The sequence below is a fragment of the Fusobacterium ulcerans genome (genome assembly GCF_003019675.1).
Taxonomy (GTDB): Bacteria; Fusobacteriota; Fusobacteriia; order Fusobacteriales; family Fusobacteriaceae; genus Fusobacterium_A; species Fusobacterium_A ulcerans.
In genome coordinates this window covers 161,575-181,957 of record NZ_CP028105.1, presented here as the reverse complement: position 1 = coordinate 181,957, position 20,383 = coordinate 161,575, and the positions used below count along the sequence as shown (strand labels likewise).

Here is a 20,383-nt window from a genome sequence, read left to right as displayed (position 1 = left end):
ATGAGTATGAATTTTTATGTAAAAATGCTTATAAAAGTTTTAGAGAAGAGCATGAGTGCACAAGAAAGTGAAGTTTTGAAAAAATTAAAATCTGGAATAGATTTAAATAATAAAGATAGAAAACAATTGGAAGAGATGATTGACAATCTATAAAATATCTCTGACAACAGGAGGCAGCAGATGAATTTTTTACATGATAGAGGGAAGGCAGCTATTATATACAAGGATAGAGAATATTCATATAAAGAGCTGATAACAGGGATAAAATATTATTCCACGTTATTGAAAATAAAAAAAGATGATAAAGTTGTTGTATATATAGAAAACAGACCTGAAATAATAGAGGCATTATTTTCAGTATGGAATTCAAAAGGAATAGGAGTTGTTTTAGACGCTGGATATACAGCAGAGCAGCTTCTTTATGTATTTGAAGATGCAGAACCTCAATATATTTATGCAACAAATAAGAATTATAAAAATGTTGTTGAAGCTAAAGAAAAATATGGAAAAGATATAAAGATAATAAATGTAGATGAAATAGTAGTTCCAGAAGATTTTACACCTGATGACTATGAAGTGAATATTGATAATGTAGAAGATGTAGCTCTTTTGTTATATACCTCTGGAACAACAGGAAATCCAAAGGGAGTAATGCTTACATATGCAAACCTTCTTTCTAATATAAATGCTATAAAAGCAATAAAATTGGTGGATGAAACAGATAGAATACTGGCTATTCTCCCTTATCACCATATATTTCCATTAAACATAAACTTATTGATGACTATGTACTTTGGAACTTTAGTTGTAATATTAGATGAAATGTCTTCTGAAGCTTTGAAAAAAGCTTTGAAAGATTACAAAATAACTGTAATAATTGGGGTGCCTAGAGTATGGGAAATGCTTCATAAAGCTATAATGGGGCAGATAAATAAAAGCTGGGCAATCAAAAAATTATTCAAGCTATGTCAAAAGATAAACAGTCGTGCACTTAGCAGATTAGTCTTTAAAAAAGTTAATAATGAACTTGGAGGCTCACTTAGAGTAATGGCATCAGGGGGAGCTAAATTAGATCCTGAAATTGCCAGAGATTACCTTACTCTAGGACTTCCATTGATGGAAGGGTACGGACTTACTGAAACATCTCCAATTATTTCATTTAATAACCCTGATAGAATAAAGCCCGGAACAGTAGGAGAACTGATACCGGATATAGAAGTAAAAATAGTTGAAGATGGAGAGGTTCTGGTAAAAGGTGCCAATGTAATGAAAGGATATTACAATAATCCTAAAGCAACAGCTGAAGTAATAGATGCTGATGGATGGTTCCACACAGGTGACCTTGGTAAATTAGAAAATAATTATTTAAGTATCATTGGAAGAAAAAAAGAGATGATAGTTCTTTCTAATGGAAAAAATATCAATCCAAGTGATATAGAAAGTGAAATATTCAAAGGAACAGATCTTATAAAAGAGATAGCTGTTATGGAGTACAACAATCATTTGATGGCAGTTGTGTATCCTGACTTTGACCTTATAAAACATAGAAAGATAACTAATATAAAAGAAACATTAAAATGGGAGATAATAGATAAATATAATATAACAGCTCCTAAATATAGAAAAATACTTGAAATAAAAATTGTAAAAGATGAACTTCCAAAAACTAAGCTTGGAAAAGTAAGAAGATTTATGTTGAATGATTTCCTTGCAGGACAGGCAATAGAAGATGAAAATGAAGATAGTTCAAAACATGAAGTAAAAAAAGAGATAGTAATTCCACAAGAATTTAAAGCTGAATATGAAACTTTAAAAGATTATATGGAGAAGAACTACAATGTAGAAGTTACACCTGATGCTCACTTAGAGCTTGATTTAGGACTTGATTCATTGGATATAGTAGAGATATTGTCCTTTATAGAAATGAGTTTTGGAATAAAAATAACAGAAGAAGAATTTACTGATATAAAAAATGTATTGGATATGGCTAAATTTGTTAAGGAAAGAGGAGGAGAATTCAGTGACAATGAAGTGGACTGGAAAACTATCCTCAGCCAAGATACAAATATAGAACTTCCTAAATCAGCATGGGTAGGAAAGTTAATAAGATTTATATTTAAGCCGTTCTTCAGCATATACTTCAGCCTGAAAAAAGAGGGGCAGGATAAAATACTTTCAGAACCGACAATATATGTAGGAAACCATCAAAGTTTCCTAGATGCTCTTATTTTTAATCAGGCAATATCATCTGCTAAAATGGGAGATACATATTATCTTGGAACAATAGTTCACTTTGGTACTCCTTTGAGAAAATATCTGGCTGAAAGAGGAAATGTACTTATTATAGATATTAATAAAAATTTAAAAGAAACTTTGCAGGTAAGTGCTAAGGTATTGAAAGAAGGAAAAAATCTTGTTATATTCCCAGAAGGAGCAAGAACAAGAGATGGAGAGATACAGGATTTCAAAAAGACTTTTGCTATTCTTTCTAAAGAATTGAATATACCAGTTGTTCCATTTGGAATAAAAGGAGCATATGAAGCTATGCCTTATGGACAGAGAATTCCCAGCATGTCACCAATAACTATAAAATTCTTTGATAAAGTAATGCCAGAAGGTCTTACAGTAGAAGAGATAGTAGAAAAAAGCAAAGATGAAATAGAATTGTGGCTTATAAAATAAAACGCTGACAAAATAAAATATTAATTAAAAAAGAGATTGAACTGTTAAGTAAAAATACTTTCCAGTCAATCTCTTTTATTTTAATAATTAGTTATCTATGTAGTTGTCAAAATATCCTTGAATTAAGATAATAGGAGTTCCCTTATCTCCACTTCCAGAAGTAAGGTCACATAGTGATCCTATAAGATCTGTAAGTCTTCTAGGAGTAGTACCTTGAGTTATCATTTGCCCTTTAAGATCAGAATCTTTATTTTTTATTGCTTCAGCAACAGCTTTGTTTAATTCTTCTCCTGTAAGTCCAGCAAGATCATTATCAGCAAGATATTTTAATTTTATTTCATTAGGAGTTCCTTCTAATCCAGAAGTATATCCCGGAGAAACTACTGGGTCAGCAAGTTCCCATATTTTTCCAACTGGATCTTTAAATGCTCCGTCTCCATATACCATAACTTCTATAGCTTTTCCAGTTTTTTCTAAAAACATTTTTTGGATATTAAGAACTGTATCTTTACAATCACGAGGGAAAAGTTTTATAGTATCTTCAGTAGCTTTATTAGAACCTAACAGCCCGTAATCCTCATTATATCCGCTTCCATTTCTAGAAGAAGTAAGTATTTCATCCATACCAAATACTATTTTAGCTCCAGCTTTTTTTAATAATTTTTTAGTTCTGAAACGAGTATGGATATCACAGTTTAAAACACAGTCAGTATAATTTAAAATTGCAGTAGGATTGTTAGCAAATATTACTTCAACCTCTGCTCCCTGCTCTCTTATTAAATCAGAATAGTACTCAATGTAATTTACTCCAGTAAATTCATGAAGAGGCTTTCCAAATTTCTCAGTAAATTCAGCTTCACTAAGAATATCACTCCAAGGATTTACACCTTTTTCATCTAAAAGCTCCATATCAATAAAATGGTTTCCAACTTCATCAGATGGATAACTGAACATAAGAATAATTTTTTTTGCTCCTTTAGCTATTCCTTTCAAGCATACAGAAAATCTGTTACGGCTTAAAATTGGAAAAATAACACCAATAGCATTATCTCCATATTTATTTTTTACATCTGCTGCAATATCATCAATAGTAGCATAGTTTCCTTGAGCTCTGGCAACTATAGATTCTGTAACCGCAACAATGTCCTTGTCTCTTAATGTTATACCATCGCTTTCAACAGCAGCTAACACTGCATCAACTACGAAATCTTCAATTTTGTCACCTTGATGAATAATAGGTGCACGAAGTCCTCTAGAAATAGTTCCAACTAATCTTCCCATCACATTCTCCTTTAAAGTTATAAAGTATTAACAGTTAATTATAATACATATTTAAAGATATGTAAACCCTTTATTTGAATAATAAAATTTTATATATCGTAAAAATGAAATTTTATTTCCAATTATTGATTTTTATACATATTCTTTATATTGAATTAATACAAAAATGTGATAAAATTTAAGAAAATACTAAATTTTAAAAGGAGGAAAAATTTGATAGAAATAAAAGAAAAAGTTATAAAATATATGAAGAAAAATAATTTTAAAGGAATAATTTTGAAAAAAGAAATTCAAAGTTTTGGATGAGCAGGATGCCAAGATATAATTCAGGGTGAATTTATAAAAGATACAAATAATATTTCTCAAAAAGAGATAAAATATATAGAAAAAGAAGCAGAGGGGATAAAAGTGTTTGTCCCAGAATATTTAAGAGATGCAAAAGAAATAAGAATAAGTTCATTATTTAGTGTTTTTAGTAAAATAATGATTTTAAATATTGAAATAACAAATATTTAGAATAGGTGAGGGGTACTGTTCTAATTGTCTAAAATTATAAAATATGCTATAATTGCACTAAACGATTAAAATATTTAGGGGGATAAGTTGGAATTTGTAAGAGATTATAATAAGACAGCGATAATATACGAAGGAAGAAATATAAGTTATAAAGAAATGATAACTAAAGCTAAGATTTTTTCTTCACAAGTATTAATAGAAAAAGAGGACAGAGTTATAATATATATGGAAAACAGACCTGAACTTCTTTACTCTTTCCTAGGAGTATGGGACAAATCAGGAACATGTGTGTGTCTTGATTCAAGTTTATCAGGGGAGGAACTTGTATATTATATAGAAGATTCTGATTCGAAATATATCTATACATCACAAAATAATCTTTCAAATGTAAAAAAAGCTCTTGAAGCAGCAAAAAAAGATTTAAAAATAGTGGTTGTAGATGATGTTGAAGATCATGAGATAACAGAAGAACTTGTTCTTAATTCACCAGAGCCGGAAAATATTGCTTTGATGCTGTATACTTCAGGTACTACTGGAAAACCTAAAGGAGTAATGCTTAAATTTGATAACATACTTGTGAATATAGAAGGACTGGACAAATATAAAATGTTTGTGAAAGAAGATATTGTTCTGGCACTTCTTCCTATGCATCATATATTTCCATTACTGGGATCAGGGGTAGTACCTCTGGCTAAGGGAGCAACAATAATATTCCTTAAAGAGATGTCTTCTCAGTCTATGGTAGATGCTTTTCAGACTTATAAAGTAACTATGATGATAGGAGTTCCAAGATTATGGGAAATGCTTCATCAGAAAATAATGGAAAAAATAAATGCTGGTAAGGCAACAAAGCTTATTTTTAAATTATGTGAAAAAATAAACAGCATCTCTTTCAGCAGAAAAATATTTAAAAAAGTCCATGATAATTTTGGTGGAAATGTAAGATTTTTTGTATCAGGGGGATCTAAGCTTGACCCAAGAGTATCAAGAGATTTTCTTACACTGGGATTAAAAGTATGTGAAGGGTATGGGATGACAGAAACAGCTCCAATGATCTCATTTACACCACTAGATGAGATAAGACCCGGATCAGCTGGAAGAATACTTCCTGGAATAGAAGCTAAAATAGCAGAAGATGGAGAAATTATTGCCAGAGGTAGAAATGTAATGAAAGGATATTACAATAAACCAGAAGAAACTGCTGAAACTATTGACAGTGAAGGATGGATACATACAGGGGACCTTGGAGAAATTAGAGATGGATTCCTATATGTAACAGGAAGAAAAAAAGAGATGATAGTTTTATCAAATGGAAAAAATATCAATCCAATTGAGATAGAACAGCAGATAATGAGTAAGACTAATCTTATTCAGGAGATAGTAATTTCTGAAATAGATTCAGTGCTTACAGCAGTTATATATCCTAACTTTCAGAAAATATATGATGAAAAAGTAACAAACATAAAAGAAACACTGAAATGGGGAGTTATTGATTCATACAATGGAAAAGCTCCTAATTATAGAAAAATACTAGATATAAGAATAGTACAGGAAGAGATGCCTAAAACAAAAATAGGTAAGATAAGAAGATTTATGATACCTGATATGCTGAAAGAGAAGGAAACAGAAAATATTCATATAGAAGAGCCTAAATATGAAGAATATACTCTTTTAAAAGATTATCTGGTAAAGACTAAGAACAGACCAGTTTCGCCATCAGCTCATATAGAACTGGATTTAGGTATGGATTCTTTAGATATGGTTGAACTTTTGACTTATTTGGAAAGTAATTTTGGAGTAAAGGGAGCAGAGAACATAATTCTTGATAATCCAACTGTAGAGAAACTGGCTGAATTTGTAAAAGAAAATAGAAGCGATGAAAAGATAGAGGAAATCAACTGGAAAGATTATCTGAATAAGGATATAGAGGCTGATCTTCCTAAGTCAAATATAGTAACAATGATGGGAAAATTACTGACATGGCTTCCTTTCAAATTGTATTTTAGAGTACAAAAAAGCGGAATGGAAAATCTGACATCAGAACCAGTTATTTATGCAGGAAATCACCAAAGTCTTTTGGATGCTTTTATATTTAATCATTCAGTTCCATCAAAAATACTTAGAAACATTTATTATCTTGCAAAAGTAAAGCATTTTTCTAAGGGATATATGAGAAAACTTGGAGAAAATTCAAATGTTATTCTGGTAGATATCAATAAAAATCTTGGAGAGGTACTTCAGACAATGGCTAAAGTATTGAAAGATGGAAAGAGCGTTGTTATATTCCCAGAAGGAGCAAGAACAAGAGATGGAAAGATGCTGGAATTTAAAAAGGCATTTGCTATTTTGGCAAAAGAGTTGGATATACCAGTTGTACCTTTTGGAATAAGAGGAGCATTTGAAGCTTTCCCTGCAAATACTAAATTTCCTAAGGCTTCTAAGATAGAAGTTAAATTCTTTGAGAAAGTATCACCTGAAGGATTAAATTATGATGAGATTGTAGAAAAAACAAGAGAGAGCCTTGTAAAATGGGTAGAAGATAAAATCTAGAGAAAAGATAAAAAGCAGATAGAAAATAAAAAAAGCCTGATCCACCAGTTATTAAAAGATAATAACTTCTTGGATTAGGCTCTTTTATTTAGATTCATATTATGACTCAGTTTCATCAAATTGTTTATTTTTATTAAAATAATAATAGTAGTCTGCTCCTATTTTTTTCAAATCTTCTTTTGTAAAAGAAGGGTCAGTATTTGTATTAAAAATTATCTTGATATCATTATCAATATATTCACCTATGTGCATAAAATTTTGAGTATCTCTGATTTCAATAAGTTCTGGTTTTTCTTGTGCAACTCTGTTTAAATTGATGGGGATACCTCTATCCTCTTTATAAAGTTTAAGATATTCAAATTTACAATTTTTAGTTTCTTCATAAAACTTTTCCCAATCTGTTATTCCTTTTATGTCAAAGATAATATTATTTTCATTGAGTTTAAGTGATGATACCAGTGTGTGTATTCTGTCAAAGAATATACTATTGTCCAGGACATAATTCAATCTTAAAGTATAAAAAAGCTTCTTATCTATGCAGTTATTCTCAATAGCCATTTGAAATGACTTTTCAAGAAGCTTTAAGACAAGAGTTTCAAATGTATCATCTTCAAAGGCCATTTGATACATAAGATCTTTGTCATTGAACCCTATTACAGAAAAATCTTTTATAATTTTGTAACCATAAATAGAATCATCTTTTAAATCAAAAACAGGAATGAAATTGAAATTTATTTTTTCAAGGATTCTTTTAAAATAAAATTGAACCACAGTCCACCTCCAAGAGATTAGTAGCTAAAAGATTTAGTTCCATCAGTTAGAAGATTTAAGTCAATAAATCTAAATTCTTCTAAAGTAGTTTCAGAAAATTCAGAGAAATTTTTTCTGTTTGGAATTTTTCTAGCTATACTAATTACTCCATCTATTAATTTTTTTTGAGTTCCATCATCTGAAAAAGTGTCTTTAGAGACAGCAATAGATTTATATGGATTCTCAGAATTTTCTAGATTATACATGATAGGATCAGAAAGAAGTTTATGTCCTTTATATATTTCCTCTTTCACTATCTCTAAAAGATCTAGGAAATCTTTTTTTTGAAAATAAAAAACATCATTTGTTTCTTTGTAAAAATTATAAACCTTGTTGTTATTTGTGATAATTATAAAATCCATGATGCACCTCCCGATATCTTATTATCACATAAATGGCTAATAGTCAATACGAGAAACTAAAAAAATTTATATTTTTTTAATATTTTATGAAAAATGTATAAAAAAAGATCAAAAAAAAAATTAAAAGGGGATATTATCAAAAAATTCTTGACATAATTTGAAAAAATAGATATACTTTCTTTTAGTAAAAAAAAGGAGGTAAAGGAATGGAAGGAATAAAAAATTTATCATTAAAGAAGATAAAGGATTCTATTTTCTGCTCTTTTACATTTATTTCTAAAGTTTTTACGGGAATATTGTCTTTAAAATTAATTCACATATATTTATCTTAAGAAAAGATATGACAAACTGTTGTATCTTTTTTTTTAGGAAAACTTTTAAATTACAGGAGGTCAAATGAAAGGAAAGCTTATTCTTGAAAATGGTATGAGTTTTGAAGGAAAGATTTTTGGAGAGTTAGGGGAAACTGTTGGAGAACTTGTTTTTAATACAGGAATGACAGGGTACCAGGAGCTTTTAACAGATCCTTCTTATTGTGGGCAGATAGTAGTAATGACATATCCTATGATAGGAAATTATGGAATAAATCTAGAGGACATGGAGTCTTCTAAAATACATTTAAAAGGGTTTGTTATTAAAGAAGATGCAAAACTTCCAAATAATTTTAGATGTGAGATGACTTTAGATGGATTCTTAAGACAAAATAAAGTTGTGGCATTCAAAGGTGTAGATACAAGACAGCTTACAAAGATAATAAGAGAAGAGGGAGCTATGAGAGCTATAATCACTTCTCAAGACCTGACTCAAAAAGAGATAGATGAACATTTTGAAAAATTCTGCAACAAAGATGCAGTGAGCAAAGTAAGTACAAAAGAGATATATGAAATACCAGGTACTGGAAAAAGAATAGGGGTAATGGATTTTGGAATCAAAAGAAATATCCTTAGAAGTTTTAAAAAGAGAGATTGCCATATGGTAGTTTTCCCTTGGAACACAACTGCTGAAGAGATAATGAAATATGATCTTGATGGATTGTTCCTTTCAAATGGACCAGGAGACCCAGCTGATCTTACAGAAGTAATAAATGAAATAAAGAAAATGATAGGAAAACTTCCAATAGTTGCAATATGTCTTGGACATCAGCTTCTGGCATGGGCACTTGGAGGATCTACTACTAAATTAAAATATGGTCACAGAGGATGCAATCATCCAGTTAAAGATTTAGAGAAAAATAAGATATTCATAACTTCACAAAACCATGGTTATGTAGTGGATAATGTACCAGAGGCTATGAAAGTAACTCATATAAACCTGAACGATAATTCTATTGAGGGAATGAAAAGCAGCGAATTGAAAATAATGTGTGTACAGTACCATCCAGAAGCTTGGCCTGGACCATCTGATTCTGATTATCTGTTTGATGATTTCTTACAAGTTATAGAAGGTTAATTTAAAGTTTGAGGGAGGAATAAAATGTTAGATAAGTCTATAAAAAAGACATTAGTTATAGGTTCAGGACCAATCATAATAGGACAGGCAGCAGAGTTTGACTATTCAGGAACTCAGGCTTGTGAGACTCTGAAAAAAGAGGGGATAGAAGTTGTACTGATCAACTCTAACCCAGCAACAATAATGACAGATAAAGCAGTAGCAGACAGAATATATATAGAACCAATCACAGCAGACTTTGTTGAAAAAGTAATAGCTAAAGAGAGACCAGACTCTATTCTTGCTGGAATGGGAGGACAGACAGCATTAAATATGGCTGTTGAGTTATCTGAAAAAGGTATTCTTGAAAAATATGGAGTAAAAGTAATCGGAACTCCTATCGAATCTATCAAAAGAGGAGAAGACAGAGAACTATTCAGAGAAGCTATGGAAAAAATAGGAGAACCTATTATTCAAAGTAAAATAGTAGAAAACCTTGAAGACGGATTTAAAGTAGCTAGAGAAATAGGGTATCCAGTAGTAGTAAGACCTGCTTATACATTGGGAGGAACTGGTGGAGGATTTGCATATAATCCAAAAGAGCTTGAAGATATCCTTATGAAAGGACTGGCTCTGTCTAGAGTAAAACAGGTACTTATTGAAAAATCTATCCTTGGTTGGAAAGAGATAGAGTATGAAGTAATAAGAGATAAAGATGGAAACTGTATTACAGTATGTAATATGGAAAATATTGACCCAGTAGGAATCCATACAGGAGACTCAATAGTTGTTGCTCCTTCTCAAACTTTATCAGATAGAGAATATCAAATGCTTAGAACTTCTGCTATTAAAATAGTAAATGAAATTGGAGTTATTGGAGGATGCAATGTACAGTTCTCTCTTCACCCAAAATCATTTGAATATGCAATAATAGAGATCAACCCAAGAGTATCAAGATCATCAGCACTAGCTTCTAAAGCAACAGGATATCCTATTGCAAGGGTAGCTACAAGATTATCTCTAGGATACCTGTTAGATGAAGTAAAAAATGAAGTAACTGGAAAAACTTTTGCTTGTTTTGAGCCAGCTCTTGACTATATAGTTGTAAAAATACCTAAATGGCCGTTTGATAAATTTAAAAAGGCTGATAAAAAACTTGGTACAAAAATGATGGCAACAGGGGAAGTTATGGCAATAGGAAATAACTTTGAAGCAGCGTTCCTGAAAGGTATCAGATCACTTGAAATAGGAAGATACAACTTAGAGCATCCAGTAGCTCAAAAAATGACTATGGAAGAATTAAAAGCAGCAGTTGTAAAACCAGATGATGAGAGAATCTTCATAGTGGCAGAAATGCTTAGAAGAGGATACATCAAAGAAAAATTACAGAAAATTACTGGAATAGATAAATTCTTCATGGAGAAAATCGAATGGATTGTTAAACAGGAAGAAATTTTAAAAGATACAGAATTTAAAAATTTAGATGAAACATATTTAAGAAATCTTAAAAAGAAAGGATTCTCAGACAAAGGAATTGCGTCTTTAATGGGAGTTACTGAAAAAGATATTGAAAGAAAAAGAAAATATTTCCACATAGAGCCAGTATATAAAATGGTTGATACTTGTGCTGGAGAATTTGCAGCTGATTCATCATATTTCTATTCAACATATGATCAATATGATGAGGTAGAAGTATCTAACAAGAGAAAAATAGTGGTAATAGGATCAGGACCGATAAGAATTGGGCAGGGAATAGAATTTGACTACTGTACAGTTCATGCAGTAAAAACATTAAAGAAGCTAGGAATAGAAAGTATCATAATAAACAATAACCCAGAGACAGTATCAACAGACTTCTCAACAGCAGACAAACTATACTTTGAACCATTAGTAACAGAAGATATAATGAATATCCTTGAAAAAGAGAAACCAGAGGGAGTAATACTTCAATTTGGAGGACAGACAGCAATCAAATTAGCAAATGATTTGAGCGATAGAGGAATCAAAGTAATAGGAACAAGTGCAGATAAAATAGATGAAGCAGAAGACAGAGAAAGATTCGAAGAAATGATGGAAGAGCTTGATATTGCTAGACCAAAAGGAAGAGCAGTATGGGATGTAGAGCATGGAATAGAAATAGCAAATGAAATAAACTATCCAGTGCTGGTAAGACCATCATATGTACTAGGTGGACAGGGAATGGAAATATGTCACGATGAATATAATCTGGTAAAATACCTAGAAGCATCATTTGACAGAGATCCATCAAATCCAGTGTTGATAGATAAATATCTAAATGGAATCGAATTAGAAGTAGATGCTATCTGTGATGGAGAGGATATCTTAATACCGGGAGTAATGGAGCATTTAGAAAGAGCTGGAGTTCACTCAGGAGACTCAATCACTATTTATCCACAGCAAAATTTATATGAAGGAACTGAAGCTGAACTTTTAGAAATAACTAAGAGAATAGCAAAAGCTCTTGAAGTAAAAGGTATGATGAATATTCAGTTTATCGCATATGAAAATAAACTTTATGTAATAGAAGTAAACCCAAGATCATCAAGAACAGTTCCATATATCTCAAAAGTATCAGGAGTACCAGCTATTGAAATAGCAACAAGAGTAGCACTTGGAGAAAAATTAAAAGATATGGCATATGGAACAGGAATCTACAAGAAGCCAAATGTAGTAGCAGTAAAAGTACCAGTATTCTCAACAGAAAAACTATCAAGTGTAGAGGTATCATTAGGACCAGAAATGAGATCAACAGGAGAGGTACTGGGAGTAGGAAACAATGTAGATGAAGCTATCTATAAAGGACTGCTTGGAGCTAACAGAGTGCACCTTATCAAAGACAGAAAAATACTGGTAACTATCAGAGATAAAGATAAAGATGAATTTTTACCAATTGCTAAGAGCTTAATTGCACATGGATCAATCTTGTTTGCAACAAGTGGAACACAAAAATTCCTAGCAGAAAATGGAGTAGAAGCAACAGTAGTAAATAAAATAGATGAACCATCGCCAAACATTTCAGATGTATTAAAAAATAGAGAAGTAGATCTATTAATAAATACACCAACAAAAGCAAATGACGCTCAAAGAGATGGATTTAAAATGAGAAGAACAGCAATAGAGTATGGAGTGGATGTATTAACAGCTCTTGATACAATTAATGCTATTCTTAGAATGCAGGATGGACATATAGAAGAAGACAAGCTAGATGTATTTGATGTAAGTAAAATCTAATAATTATATAAAATGGAACAGTTAAAAGCTTTAACAGCTTTAGCTGTTCTTTTTTTTATAAGTTTATAATATAGCATAATTTATTGGATTTTATTTCAAAAATAATATTATTCAAAGATTATTTTTTATAGGCATTGACAAATAAATGGAAATAGAGTAATACAATAGCATGTAGAAGTATAATATTTTAAAAGGAGAAAAATAATGGCTGAAAAAACAAAAGAGTTAATAGAAAATGCTTTAGGTCCAGAAGTATGGCTTAACCATTTAGAAAATGATTTAATGAAATTTTGGACTCTTCCAGATGCTGTAGAATTAAAAGATGATTTATTTCCAACATATCGTACAAATAAAGGAGAAGTTCTTTCGAAGAATCAAGAAGAATGGCCAGAAGAATTTAAAGAAGCTTTAAAAGATAAAATAACTGAAGGATAGAAACAGAATATAATTTTATAAGAGCACATTCACGTCAGACATACGCCTATGGTATAGCCTTTCATATGACTGGGAAACCTGAGTATCTGAAATTATGCAGAAAAGGTACTTTAGCATTAATAGATGCAATAGATGGAAATTACGGAATGTTTACTAAAAAAATATAGAAACAGGAGAATGGGGAGCAGAGAGATATGAACATACTAGTCAGGACCTTGCTTATGGAATTACAGGATTAGGAATGTATTATTTCTTAACTCATGATGTTGGAGTACTTCATAAAATAATTCAGCTTAAAGATTATATATTTAGTGTCTATTTAGATGATGGGCGTGGATATTTTACTTGGTATCCTAAACATACAAAAGATCCAGAAGTGCAGATAGTAGCTCAATTAGATCAGCTTTATGCTTACATAGTAATGCTTACACCAACACTGCCTCAGCCATACAAAGATATTTGGAAGAAAGACATGAAAAAAGTAGCTGATATATTGATAACTCATTTTTATAGTGAAAGATATAAATTCTTTTGGGGAGTAGAAACAGAAACTTCAAATTTATGCCTTGGGACTGATCATACAGACTTTGGACATTCAGTAAAAACTTTTTGGGTAATACAAAAAGTAGGAGAAATGTTAGGTGAACCTTTTTATATAGATTTTGCTCGTCCGAAGATTGATAAAATATCAAAAGATGCTTTTGTTGAGGAGAATATTTCTGATGTTATAAAAGGAAGCTGGGCATGTCGTCTGGATTCTGAAGGTAATATTGATATAGATAAAGAATGGTGGATATTAGCAGAGCTGGATCAGGCTTGTGAAATATTAGCTATTCATGATCCTTCTTATTATGCTTATTTAAATAACACACAGCGTTACTGGCTGGATAAAATGGTAGATCATGAATATGGAGAAATATGGCATATGGTAGATGGGAAAACTCATAAACCAGTAATAAATTATCCAAAAGTACATAACTGGAAGACATCATTGCATAGCTTTGAACATGTTTTATTCAGTTATATGACAGCCAGTCAGATAAAAAATAAAGAATTTGAACTTTATTATGCACTTCCTGAATGGGAAAATGCATCACACTATACAATAGCTCCATATATGTTCTTTGGGAATATAGTAAAAATAGAAAAGGGAGAAAAAATAGAGTTTATGCCAGATGGAAATAGTATTTCAATTGTAACTTACAATGGACTTCATTAATATTGCTTAATTAAGGGAGGAAAAAAATATGGATAAAAAAGAAATAAAAATAGGGCTTGCATTATCAGGGGGAGGTATGAGAGCTACTCTTTTTCATTTGGGAATATTAAAATGGCTGGCTGAAATGAAACTTCTAGAAAATATTGAACATGTATCAACAGTATCTGGTGGGAGTATTTGTGCTGGATTAGTCTATTCATCAAATAATATGAAGTGGCCTTCAAGCAAGGAATATCTTGAAAAAGTACTTCCTGAAATAAAGAAAAAGATTTTAGATAAAGATGTAACATTTGGAGCTTTTGGAAAAACTCTTGAAGGATGGGATATAAAGAAACTATTTGAAAGCAAGACAGAATCTCTTGCTAAAACTATGAAAAAATACTGGAAAATGGATGGAATAATTAAAGAATTATCTGAAAAACCAGCATGGTATATAAACTGTACAACTTTTGAAACTGGAAAATGTTTCCGTTTCAGTCAAAAAAGATGTGGAGACTATAAAATAGGATATTTTGATGGCAGCAATTTTCCTATTGCAGAAGCAGTAGCTGCTTCAGCTGGATTCCCCATACTAATAGGAATGACAGAAGTAAAAACTGATAAATATATCTGGAAAAATTATGAAGGAGAAGAGGTAAAATTACCAGCAGATAAAATTCACCTTTGGGATGGAGGAGTATATGACAATCTTGGAATAGAAGCTCTATACAAACCAGATAATGGTGGAGAATGCAGAAAGGGAATAAATTTCTGTATTGTAAGTGATGCTTCAGCAGGAACAGAGGAATTTACAAAACCAAGTAAAAATTTATTTGGAAAGCTGACAGATATAAAAAGACTTGTGGATATAGATATGGATCAGGTTGCGGGATTAAGATTGAGAAATTTTGTTGATTTTATAATTAATAAAAAATCAGGTATGTGTGTAAAAATTGGAAATTCAGCTGAAAAAATAACTGCTAGAGGAATAATAGATGAAAAAGTAAAAGAGAGACTTTTAAAAGAATGTTTAGGTAAAGAGGAAAGCGAAAAATTGAAAAACTATCCAACAACTTTATTCAAACCTAGTGAAAAAGATTTTGATTTAATAGTAAGGCACGGATATGAAAATGCTAAATGTGTATATTATTCTTATGAGTCAACACTTAAATAAATTAATTTTAGAAGAATAATTTCATATCTGCTATCCTAAAAAATCAAGCCCATGTAATTTTAAGAATTAATATTCTGAAATTCATGGGTTTTTAATTTTAAAAAAGAATAAAAATCAAAAATATAGTAAAGTTAAAACGGTTCGCTTTTATATAATAACACGAACACTGATATTTAATTCTCAAATTCTAAGTTTTATAAAAGAAAAAAATATTCCTTTATATATTTATGTTGACAAAGAAATAAAAAAATAATATAATTTTAAAGCGAATCATACCTTTAATTCTTAAAAGATTTCGTGAAAATAAAACAAAAAATTAACTGCATATTGTTCTATTTCAGAAAAGTTCTCTTTTTTATATAAAAGCGAACTTTTATTAGAATAAAAAATTAAGTTTTATTATATATACTATTATCAAGTATAAAGAATATTTTAATTGAATTTGAATCAGTGGATATTTATTTTTATACATAAAAATAATGCAGATAGGGGATAATAAATTAACAAATGCTAGTCTTTAAAAATAAATAAAAGTTAAAAAATAAGGGGAAATTTATGAACAAAGATAGAATTGAAGATATGGAAGAGGAAATAGATATATATGAGATAGTAGATATTTTTTTAGAGTGGAAGAAAATGTTTTTTTCAATTGTAGTTGTAGTATTTATTGCAAGTATAATAGTTTCATATTCTCAGAATAGGAATAAAAAAGATGAACTAAGGATAGAGTTTCATATAGACAAAGAAAGAGTTTTAAATGATGAGCTATATCAAAAATCTGGGATTCTGTTTCCACGTTTAGATTTGGAAAATATATCAAAATATATAAAAAAATCTGCTCTACAGCAAGAAATTCCGATAATACAGAATATAAAACAATATAATTATGGTTCTAATATTATAGAGATAAGAAATATAAAAAAAGAAAATAACACTATTTATTTTCTTGAAAGTAAAGATGGAGAAAAATTATTCGCTGAAAAAGATAAAATATTTTTTGAAATTAATAAATATATATCAAAAAAAATGGAAGAAATGATTACAGTGGAGGAGAAAAAAGCAACAGGAAATATCGAATATTTTTCTGGAGAAATGACAAGAAGTACAGATACTGTAAGAAGAGAAGAGTTAAGAAAAACGATTGAAATTTGTCTAGAACAAATGAGAACATTGACAGGTTTGAAACTTCAAAAAGGATATGAAAATATGGTAGTAATAGATAATGTGTCAATGAATAAAAAGGATAACTTTCTAAAAATATTTCTAATGATGAATATTTTTGGAATAGTAGCAGGAATTTTTGCTGTTATGCTGTGTGAATTTTCGAAGAAATATAATCAGAGAAAATTAAAAACAAAAATAAAATAGTAAATATAGTTGTATAATACTTGGTGTTGATACTAAAAGGGTATCAACATTTTTTTATTAAAAAATTTTTAAACTTAAAAAGGCTGCCATATAGACAGCCCCTTTATATATGTTAAATATTAAAAAGGTCCATAATTAATTGCCACTGCTATAACCATAAATACAACTTGCAGCAGGAACATAAATAGAAATAATGGTGTAATAAATCTATACCATTTCTCTATTGGAAGGCTCATAAGTCCACATACAGTGGCTGCTGATGTAGGCCAGAACATATTTGAGAATCCATCTCCAAACTGGAATGCAAGTACAGCTGTCTGTCTTGTAAGTCCAATGGCATCTGCAAGAGGAGCCATGATAGGCATAGATGTAGCTGCCTGTCCTGAACCAGATGGAATAAAGAAATTGATAAAGTTTTGTACAACAACCATTCCAATAGCTGCAACAGTTTTTGGCATAGTAGCAAGAGTATTAGCCATAAAGTTAATGATTGTATCAATTATATGACCGTTTTCCATTACTATAGTAAGTGATCTTGCTACTCCAACTGCCAAAGCTCCAAAGATAACATCAGAAACTGATTCTATAAAAAGAGAAGCAATCTGGCTGAAGTTGTATCCACCAACAAGTCCAGTTATCATCATCATAATAAAGAACAGAGTTGAAAGTTCGTTTAGATACCATCCAAGCTGGCTTGTACCATATACTAACAAAACTATTGTTACAACAAAAAGCATCATGATAAGTTTATGTTTTCCATTGAATGGAAGTTTTTCCATCTCTTCACGATTCATACCATTTGAAAAATTAAATTTAACATCTTTAACTATAGATAATTCAGGATGACGTCTTACTTTTCTTGCATAAAGCATAAGATAGATAATAGCAGCTCCTTGAAAAACTATAAAACATATGATTCTCAATCCTATTCCAGAACCTATTGGAAGTTCAGCTATTCCTTGAGCTATTCCAATAGTGAAAGGATTAAGTGTAGCAGCAGCAAATCCAGTAGCTGTACCAAGGATAACAGCTGCTCCTCCAACTAGAGCATCATATCCTAGAGCTACAGATATTCCCATGAATGCAGGAAGCAGACCATAAGTTTCTTCATAAAGACCAAAAGTAGATCCACAGATTCCAAATACTATCATGAAGATAGGGAAAATCATAGTTTCTTTACCATGAAATTTTTTGATAAGAGAACCAAGAGAACCATAAAAAGCTCCTGTTTTTATCAAAAGATATACAAAACCATAAGCAAAAAAGATAAAGAATATGATATCAGCAGTAGAAACAAGCCCTTCTACAACTGCCATAAACATATGGAAAGGAGATACAGGAGTCTGCTCAATATATTTGAATGATCCCTGAACAACCATAGTTCTATTTAAAACTGGATCTACAGCCCTTTCGTAAGTACCTGCTGGTATGATATAAGTTAAAACAGTTAAAATAACAAGAATGATTCCAATTATCACATAAGTATGTGGTATTGTAAGTTTTCTTCTAGTAGTGTTTTCTGACATTTTTTCCTCCCTCAAGATAATTTTAATATATAAAAACATGTTTTTGATATTTTTATAAAATAAAAAAGTCACAGCTCAGAACACTAAACTGTGACAAAACAACTTAATTATATGCAAAGCAAAAAATGCACATAGATCAGAATCACAGATAGCACTCCATTGAAGTAATCAATGACAGTAGTACAGATATTATCTATACTCCCAACAAAAAAGCTTCAGCATTCTTTTTCATTTCGGCAGAATTCCCTTTCAGATCACCTCACTGTTTGCTAAACTAAATGATCCTACTGATGTTTTCTGCGCCTCTATCTTTCTTTTTAATTTTATAAGGCTGATTATACGTCAACATACATAAAAAGTAAAATATAATAAATGAATCAATTATATTTTTTTTATAAATATAAAAAATGGACATAATAAAATCAATAGTTATTCTTTAATAACCAGAAATTAACTTCTTTTTAATTTTTTAAAATCTTCTTTTACAACTTTTAATAATTCAGGTTCACAATAAAGTTCCAAAGCAGTTCCAGTCATAGCTTTTACAGATTTGTGAAGTTTATCATATGCTTCTTCTGAATTTACATATTTTAAATATGCCTCATCATGAACAAAGCATACTTCATCAATATCAAGAGCTAACTCTGTATACATAGTAGGACAGACCTGACTTACATTTCCTATATCAGATGAACCACTGGCTCCATGTTTCTCATCTAAAAAATTACTTACTCCAACTTCTATAAGATTTTTTCTCATTAAATCCTGTAGAGATGGAAGATTTAATAAATTATCAAATGAATTTTCATACTTTTCATATTTCAAAACAGCACCTGTCATAAACTCTGCACCTTTTGCACAGTTTATTACTTTCTGAGTAAGAGTATTTAAATAAGCTCTGTCATTTGATCTGATATGAAATTTACATTCAGCAAAATCAGGAACAGTATTAGGGGCATCTCCTCCGCTTGTGATAATACCATGAATTCTTGAATCAGAAGTTATATGCTGTCTCAAGCAGTTTATACCGCTATACATCAACTGAACAGCATCTAAAGCATTTATTCCTTCATCAGGATGAGCAGCAGCGTGGGCAGCTTTACCTGTAAACTGGAATTTTATGCAGTCAATAGCCAGAGTTTTACAACTAAGATTATTATTAGCTTCCAAATGCATTTGAAGAACAACATCAATATCATCAAAAGCATTTTGCTCAACCATGTTTACTTTTCCACCTAAAGTCTCTTCAGCTGGAGTTCCAATTAAAATTACTTTACCTTTGAAATTATTTTTAAATTTTGATAAAACCAGAGCAGCTCCATAAGTTCCAGCAGCTATCCAGTTATGTCCGCAAGCATGTCCAGGAACTTTATCAGGTCCATATCCAGGAAGGGCATCATACTCAGCAAGAAAAGCTATGCTAGGTCCATTGTTATCTCCATATTCAGCTCTGAAAGCCGTAGGAAGTTCGCAATAATTTTCTTCTACAGTAAAACCATTTTTCTTTAAAAGGTCTATAAGGTATTTTGAAGAAAGAAATTCTTTTTCTCCAAGCTCGGGATTTTTAAAAATATAGTCACAAACAGCTTCAATATCTTTTTTGCAAGTGTCTTCAACAGCATAAAGTTCTTTTTTAATACCTTCTAATTTAAACATTTTTCCCTCCAGACTTATATTATTTAATAATTATAAATGTTACATCAAAAAATATAGCATGTCAATTGATTATTTGATATAATTAATTTGAAAGAGATATTCAGGAAGTAAATATATTTTGAAATTTCTTGACAAATTAGTGAAA

The 20,383-nt window shown here is 30.6% G+C and carries 15 protein-coding genes and 1 riboswitch; of the genes, 10 read left to right on the top strand and 5 right to left on the bottom strand.

Annotated features, from left to right (window positions below; translation table 11 throughout):
- The first annotated feature begins 6 nt into the window (after positions 1-6).
- Complete coding sequence (locus C4N20_RS16445) at positions 7-153, top strand: hypothetical protein (RefSeq protein ID WP_005951366.1); 147 nt, start codon at positions 7-9, stop codon at positions 151-153.
- Positions 154-180: 27 nt separating this feature from the next.
- The gene (locus C4N20_RS00865; RefSeq protein WP_005981858.1) at positions 181-2,682 is read left to right on the top strand and encodes an AMP-binding protein; all 2,502 of its coding nucleotides are present in this window, start codon (positions 181-183) and stop codon (positions 2,680-2,682) included.
- An 87-nt stretch (positions 2,683-2,769) separates the two neighbouring features.
- Here the strand turns inward: C4N20_RS00865 and C4N20_RS00860 are convergent, their stop codons facing one another.
- Positions 2,770-3,963, bottom strand: a complete 1,194-nt coding sequence (locus C4N20_RS00860; protein WP_005981860.1) for a coenzyme F420-0:L-glutamate ligase — start codon at positions 3,961-3,963, stop codon at positions 2,770-2,772.
- A gap of 603 nt (positions 3,964-4,566) precedes the next feature.
- Between C4N20_RS00860 and C4N20_RS00855 the strand changes: the two genes are divergently transcribed.
- On the top strand, positions 4,567-7,029 hold the full coding sequence (locus C4N20_RS00855; protein WP_005981864.1) for an AMP-binding protein: 2,463 nt from the start codon (positions 4,567-4,569) through the stop codon (positions 7,027-7,029).
- A 99-nt stretch (positions 7,030-7,128) separates the two neighbouring features.
- On the opposite strand, the gene C4N20_RS00850 is transcribed toward C4N20_RS00855, so the two are convergent.
- Both C4N20_RS00850 and C4N20_RS00845 read right to left on the bottom strand, forming a co-directional pair.
- Positions 7,129-7,800 carry a hypothetical protein gene (locus C4N20_RS00850; RefSeq protein WP_005981866.1) on the bottom strand — a complete coding sequence of 224 codons (672 nt, stop codon included), beginning with the start codon at positions 7,798-7,800 and terminating at the stop codon, positions 7,129-7,131.
- A gap of 17 nt (positions 7,801-7,817) precedes the next feature.
- Positions 7,818-8,201: a GrdX family protein gene (locus C4N20_RS00845; protein ID WP_005981868.1), complete on the bottom strand. Its 384-nt coding sequence runs from the start codon at positions 8,199-8,201 to the stop codon at positions 7,818-7,820.
- 206 nt (positions 8,202-8,407) lie between these two features.
- On the opposite strand from C4N20_RS00845, the gene C4N20_RS16775 reads away from it, so the two are divergent.
- From C4N20_RS16775 to C4N20_RS00815, 7 genes are all read left to right on the top strand, one after another.
- Positions 8,408-8,533: a hypothetical protein gene (locus C4N20_RS16775; protein ID WP_261672018.1), complete on the top strand. Its 126-nt coding sequence runs from the start codon at positions 8,408-8,410 to the stop codon at positions 8,531-8,533.
- 64 nt (positions 8,534-8,597) lie between these two features.
- Positions 8,598-9,650 carry a carbamoyl phosphate synthase small subunit gene (locus C4N20_RS00840; RefSeq protein WP_005981870.1) on the top strand — a complete coding sequence of 351 codons (1,053 nt, stop codon included), beginning with the start codon at positions 8,598-8,600 and terminating at the stop codon, positions 9,648-9,650.
- Positions 9,651-9,674: 24 nt separating this feature from the next.
- On the top strand, positions 9,675-12,881 hold the full coding sequence (gene carB, locus C4N20_RS00835; RefSeq protein WP_005981872.1) for a carbamoyl-phosphate synthase large subunit: 3,207 nt from the start codon (positions 9,675-9,677) through the stop codon (positions 12,879-12,881).
- A gap of 204 nt (positions 12,882-13,085) precedes the next feature.
- The gene (locus C4N20_RS00830) at positions 13,086-13,316 is read left to right on the top strand and encodes a hypothetical protein (protein WP_008695801.1); all 231 of its coding nucleotides are present in this window, start codon (positions 13,086-13,088) and stop codon (positions 13,314-13,316) included.
- A 241-nt stretch (positions 13,317-13,557) separates the two neighbouring features.
- Complete coding sequence (locus tag C4N20_RS00825; RefSeq protein WP_040490883.1) at positions 13,558-14,535, top strand: AGE family epimerase/isomerase; 978 nt, start codon at positions 13,558-13,560, stop codon at positions 14,533-14,535.
- Positions 14,536-14,563: 28 nt separating this feature from the next.
- The gene (locus C4N20_RS00820; protein ID WP_005981874.1) at positions 14,564-15,688 is read left to right on the top strand and encodes a patatin-like phospholipase family protein; all 1,125 of its coding nucleotides are present in this window, start codon (positions 14,564-14,566) and stop codon (positions 15,686-15,688) included.
- Positions 15,689-16,243: 555 nt separating this feature from the next.
- A complete protein-coding gene (locus C4N20_RS00815; protein ID WP_005981876.1) occupies positions 16,244-17,056 on the top strand; it encodes a hypothetical protein in 813 nt (270 codons plus the stop codon).
- 119 nt (positions 17,057-17,175) lie between these two features.
- On the opposite strand, the gene C4N20_RS00810 is transcribed toward C4N20_RS00815, so the two are convergent.
- Positions 17,176-18,582 carry a YfcC family protein gene (locus C4N20_RS00810; RefSeq protein ID WP_005981878.1) on the bottom strand — a complete coding sequence of 469 codons (1,407 nt, stop codon included), beginning with the start codon at positions 18,580-18,582 and terminating at the stop codon, positions 17,176-17,178.
- A gap of 141 nt (positions 18,583-18,723) precedes the next feature.
- A riboswitch (Lysine riboswitch) is annotated at positions 18,724-18,898 on the bottom strand.
- 134 nt (positions 18,899-19,032) lie between these two features.
- Entirely contained in the window at positions 19,033-20,238 is a 1,206-nt protein-coding gene (locus C4N20_RS00805) for a M20 family metallopeptidase (protein ID WP_005981880.1), read from the bottom strand.
- Positions 20,239-20,383 lie beyond the last annotated feature (145 nt).

Excerpts from the sequence above, each read along its gene's own strand:
- C4N20_RS16445 (WP_005951366.1), top strand. The coding sequence starts at position 7 with ATGAATTTTTATGTAAAAATGCTTATAAAAGTTTTAGAGAAGAGCATG.
- C4N20_RS00865 (WP_005981858.1), top strand. The coding sequence starts at position 181 with ATGAATTTTTTACATGATAGAGGGAAGGCAGCTATTATATACAAGGAT.
- C4N20_RS00860 (WP_005981860.1), bottom strand. The coding sequence starts at position 3,963 with ATGGGAAGATTAGTTGGAACTATTTCTAGAGGACTTCGTGCACCTATT.
- C4N20_RS00845 (WP_005981868.1), bottom strand. The coding sequence starts at position 8,201 with ATGGATTTTATAATTATCACAAATAACAACAAGGTTTATAATTTTTAC.
- C4N20_RS16775 (WP_261672018.1), top strand. The coding sequence starts at position 8,408 with ATGGAAGGAATAAAAAATTTATCATTAAAGAAGATAAAGGATTCTATT.
- C4N20_RS00840 (WP_005981870.1), top strand. The coding sequence starts at position 8,598 with ATGAAAGGAAAGCTTATTCTTGAAAATGGTATGAGTTTTGAAGGAAAG.
- carB (WP_005981872.1), top strand. The coding sequence starts at position 9,675 with ATGTTAGATAAGTCTATAAAAAAGACATTAGTTATAGGTTCAGGACCA.
- C4N20_RS00830 (WP_008695801.1), top strand. The coding sequence starts at position 13,086 with ATGGCTGAAAAAACAAAAGAGTTAATAGAAAATGCTTTAGGTCCAGAA.
- C4N20_RS00825 (WP_040490883.1), top strand. The coding sequence starts at position 13,558 with ATGTATTATTTCTTAACTCATGATGTTGGAGTACTTCATAAAATAATT.
- C4N20_RS00820 (WP_005981874.1), top strand. The coding sequence starts at position 14,564 with ATGGATAAAAAAGAAATAAAAATAGGGCTTGCATTATCAGGGGGAGGT.
- C4N20_RS00815 (WP_005981876.1), top strand. The coding sequence starts at position 16,244 with ATGAACAAAGATAGAATTGAAGATATGGAAGAGGAAATAGATATATAT.
- C4N20_RS00810 (WP_005981878.1), bottom strand. The coding sequence starts at position 18,582 with ATGTCAGAAAACACTACTAGAAGAAAACTTACAATACCACATACTTAT.
- C4N20_RS00805 (WP_005981880.1), bottom strand. The coding sequence starts at position 20,238 with ATGTTTAAATTAGAAGGTATTAAAAAAGAACTTTATGCTGTTGAAGAC.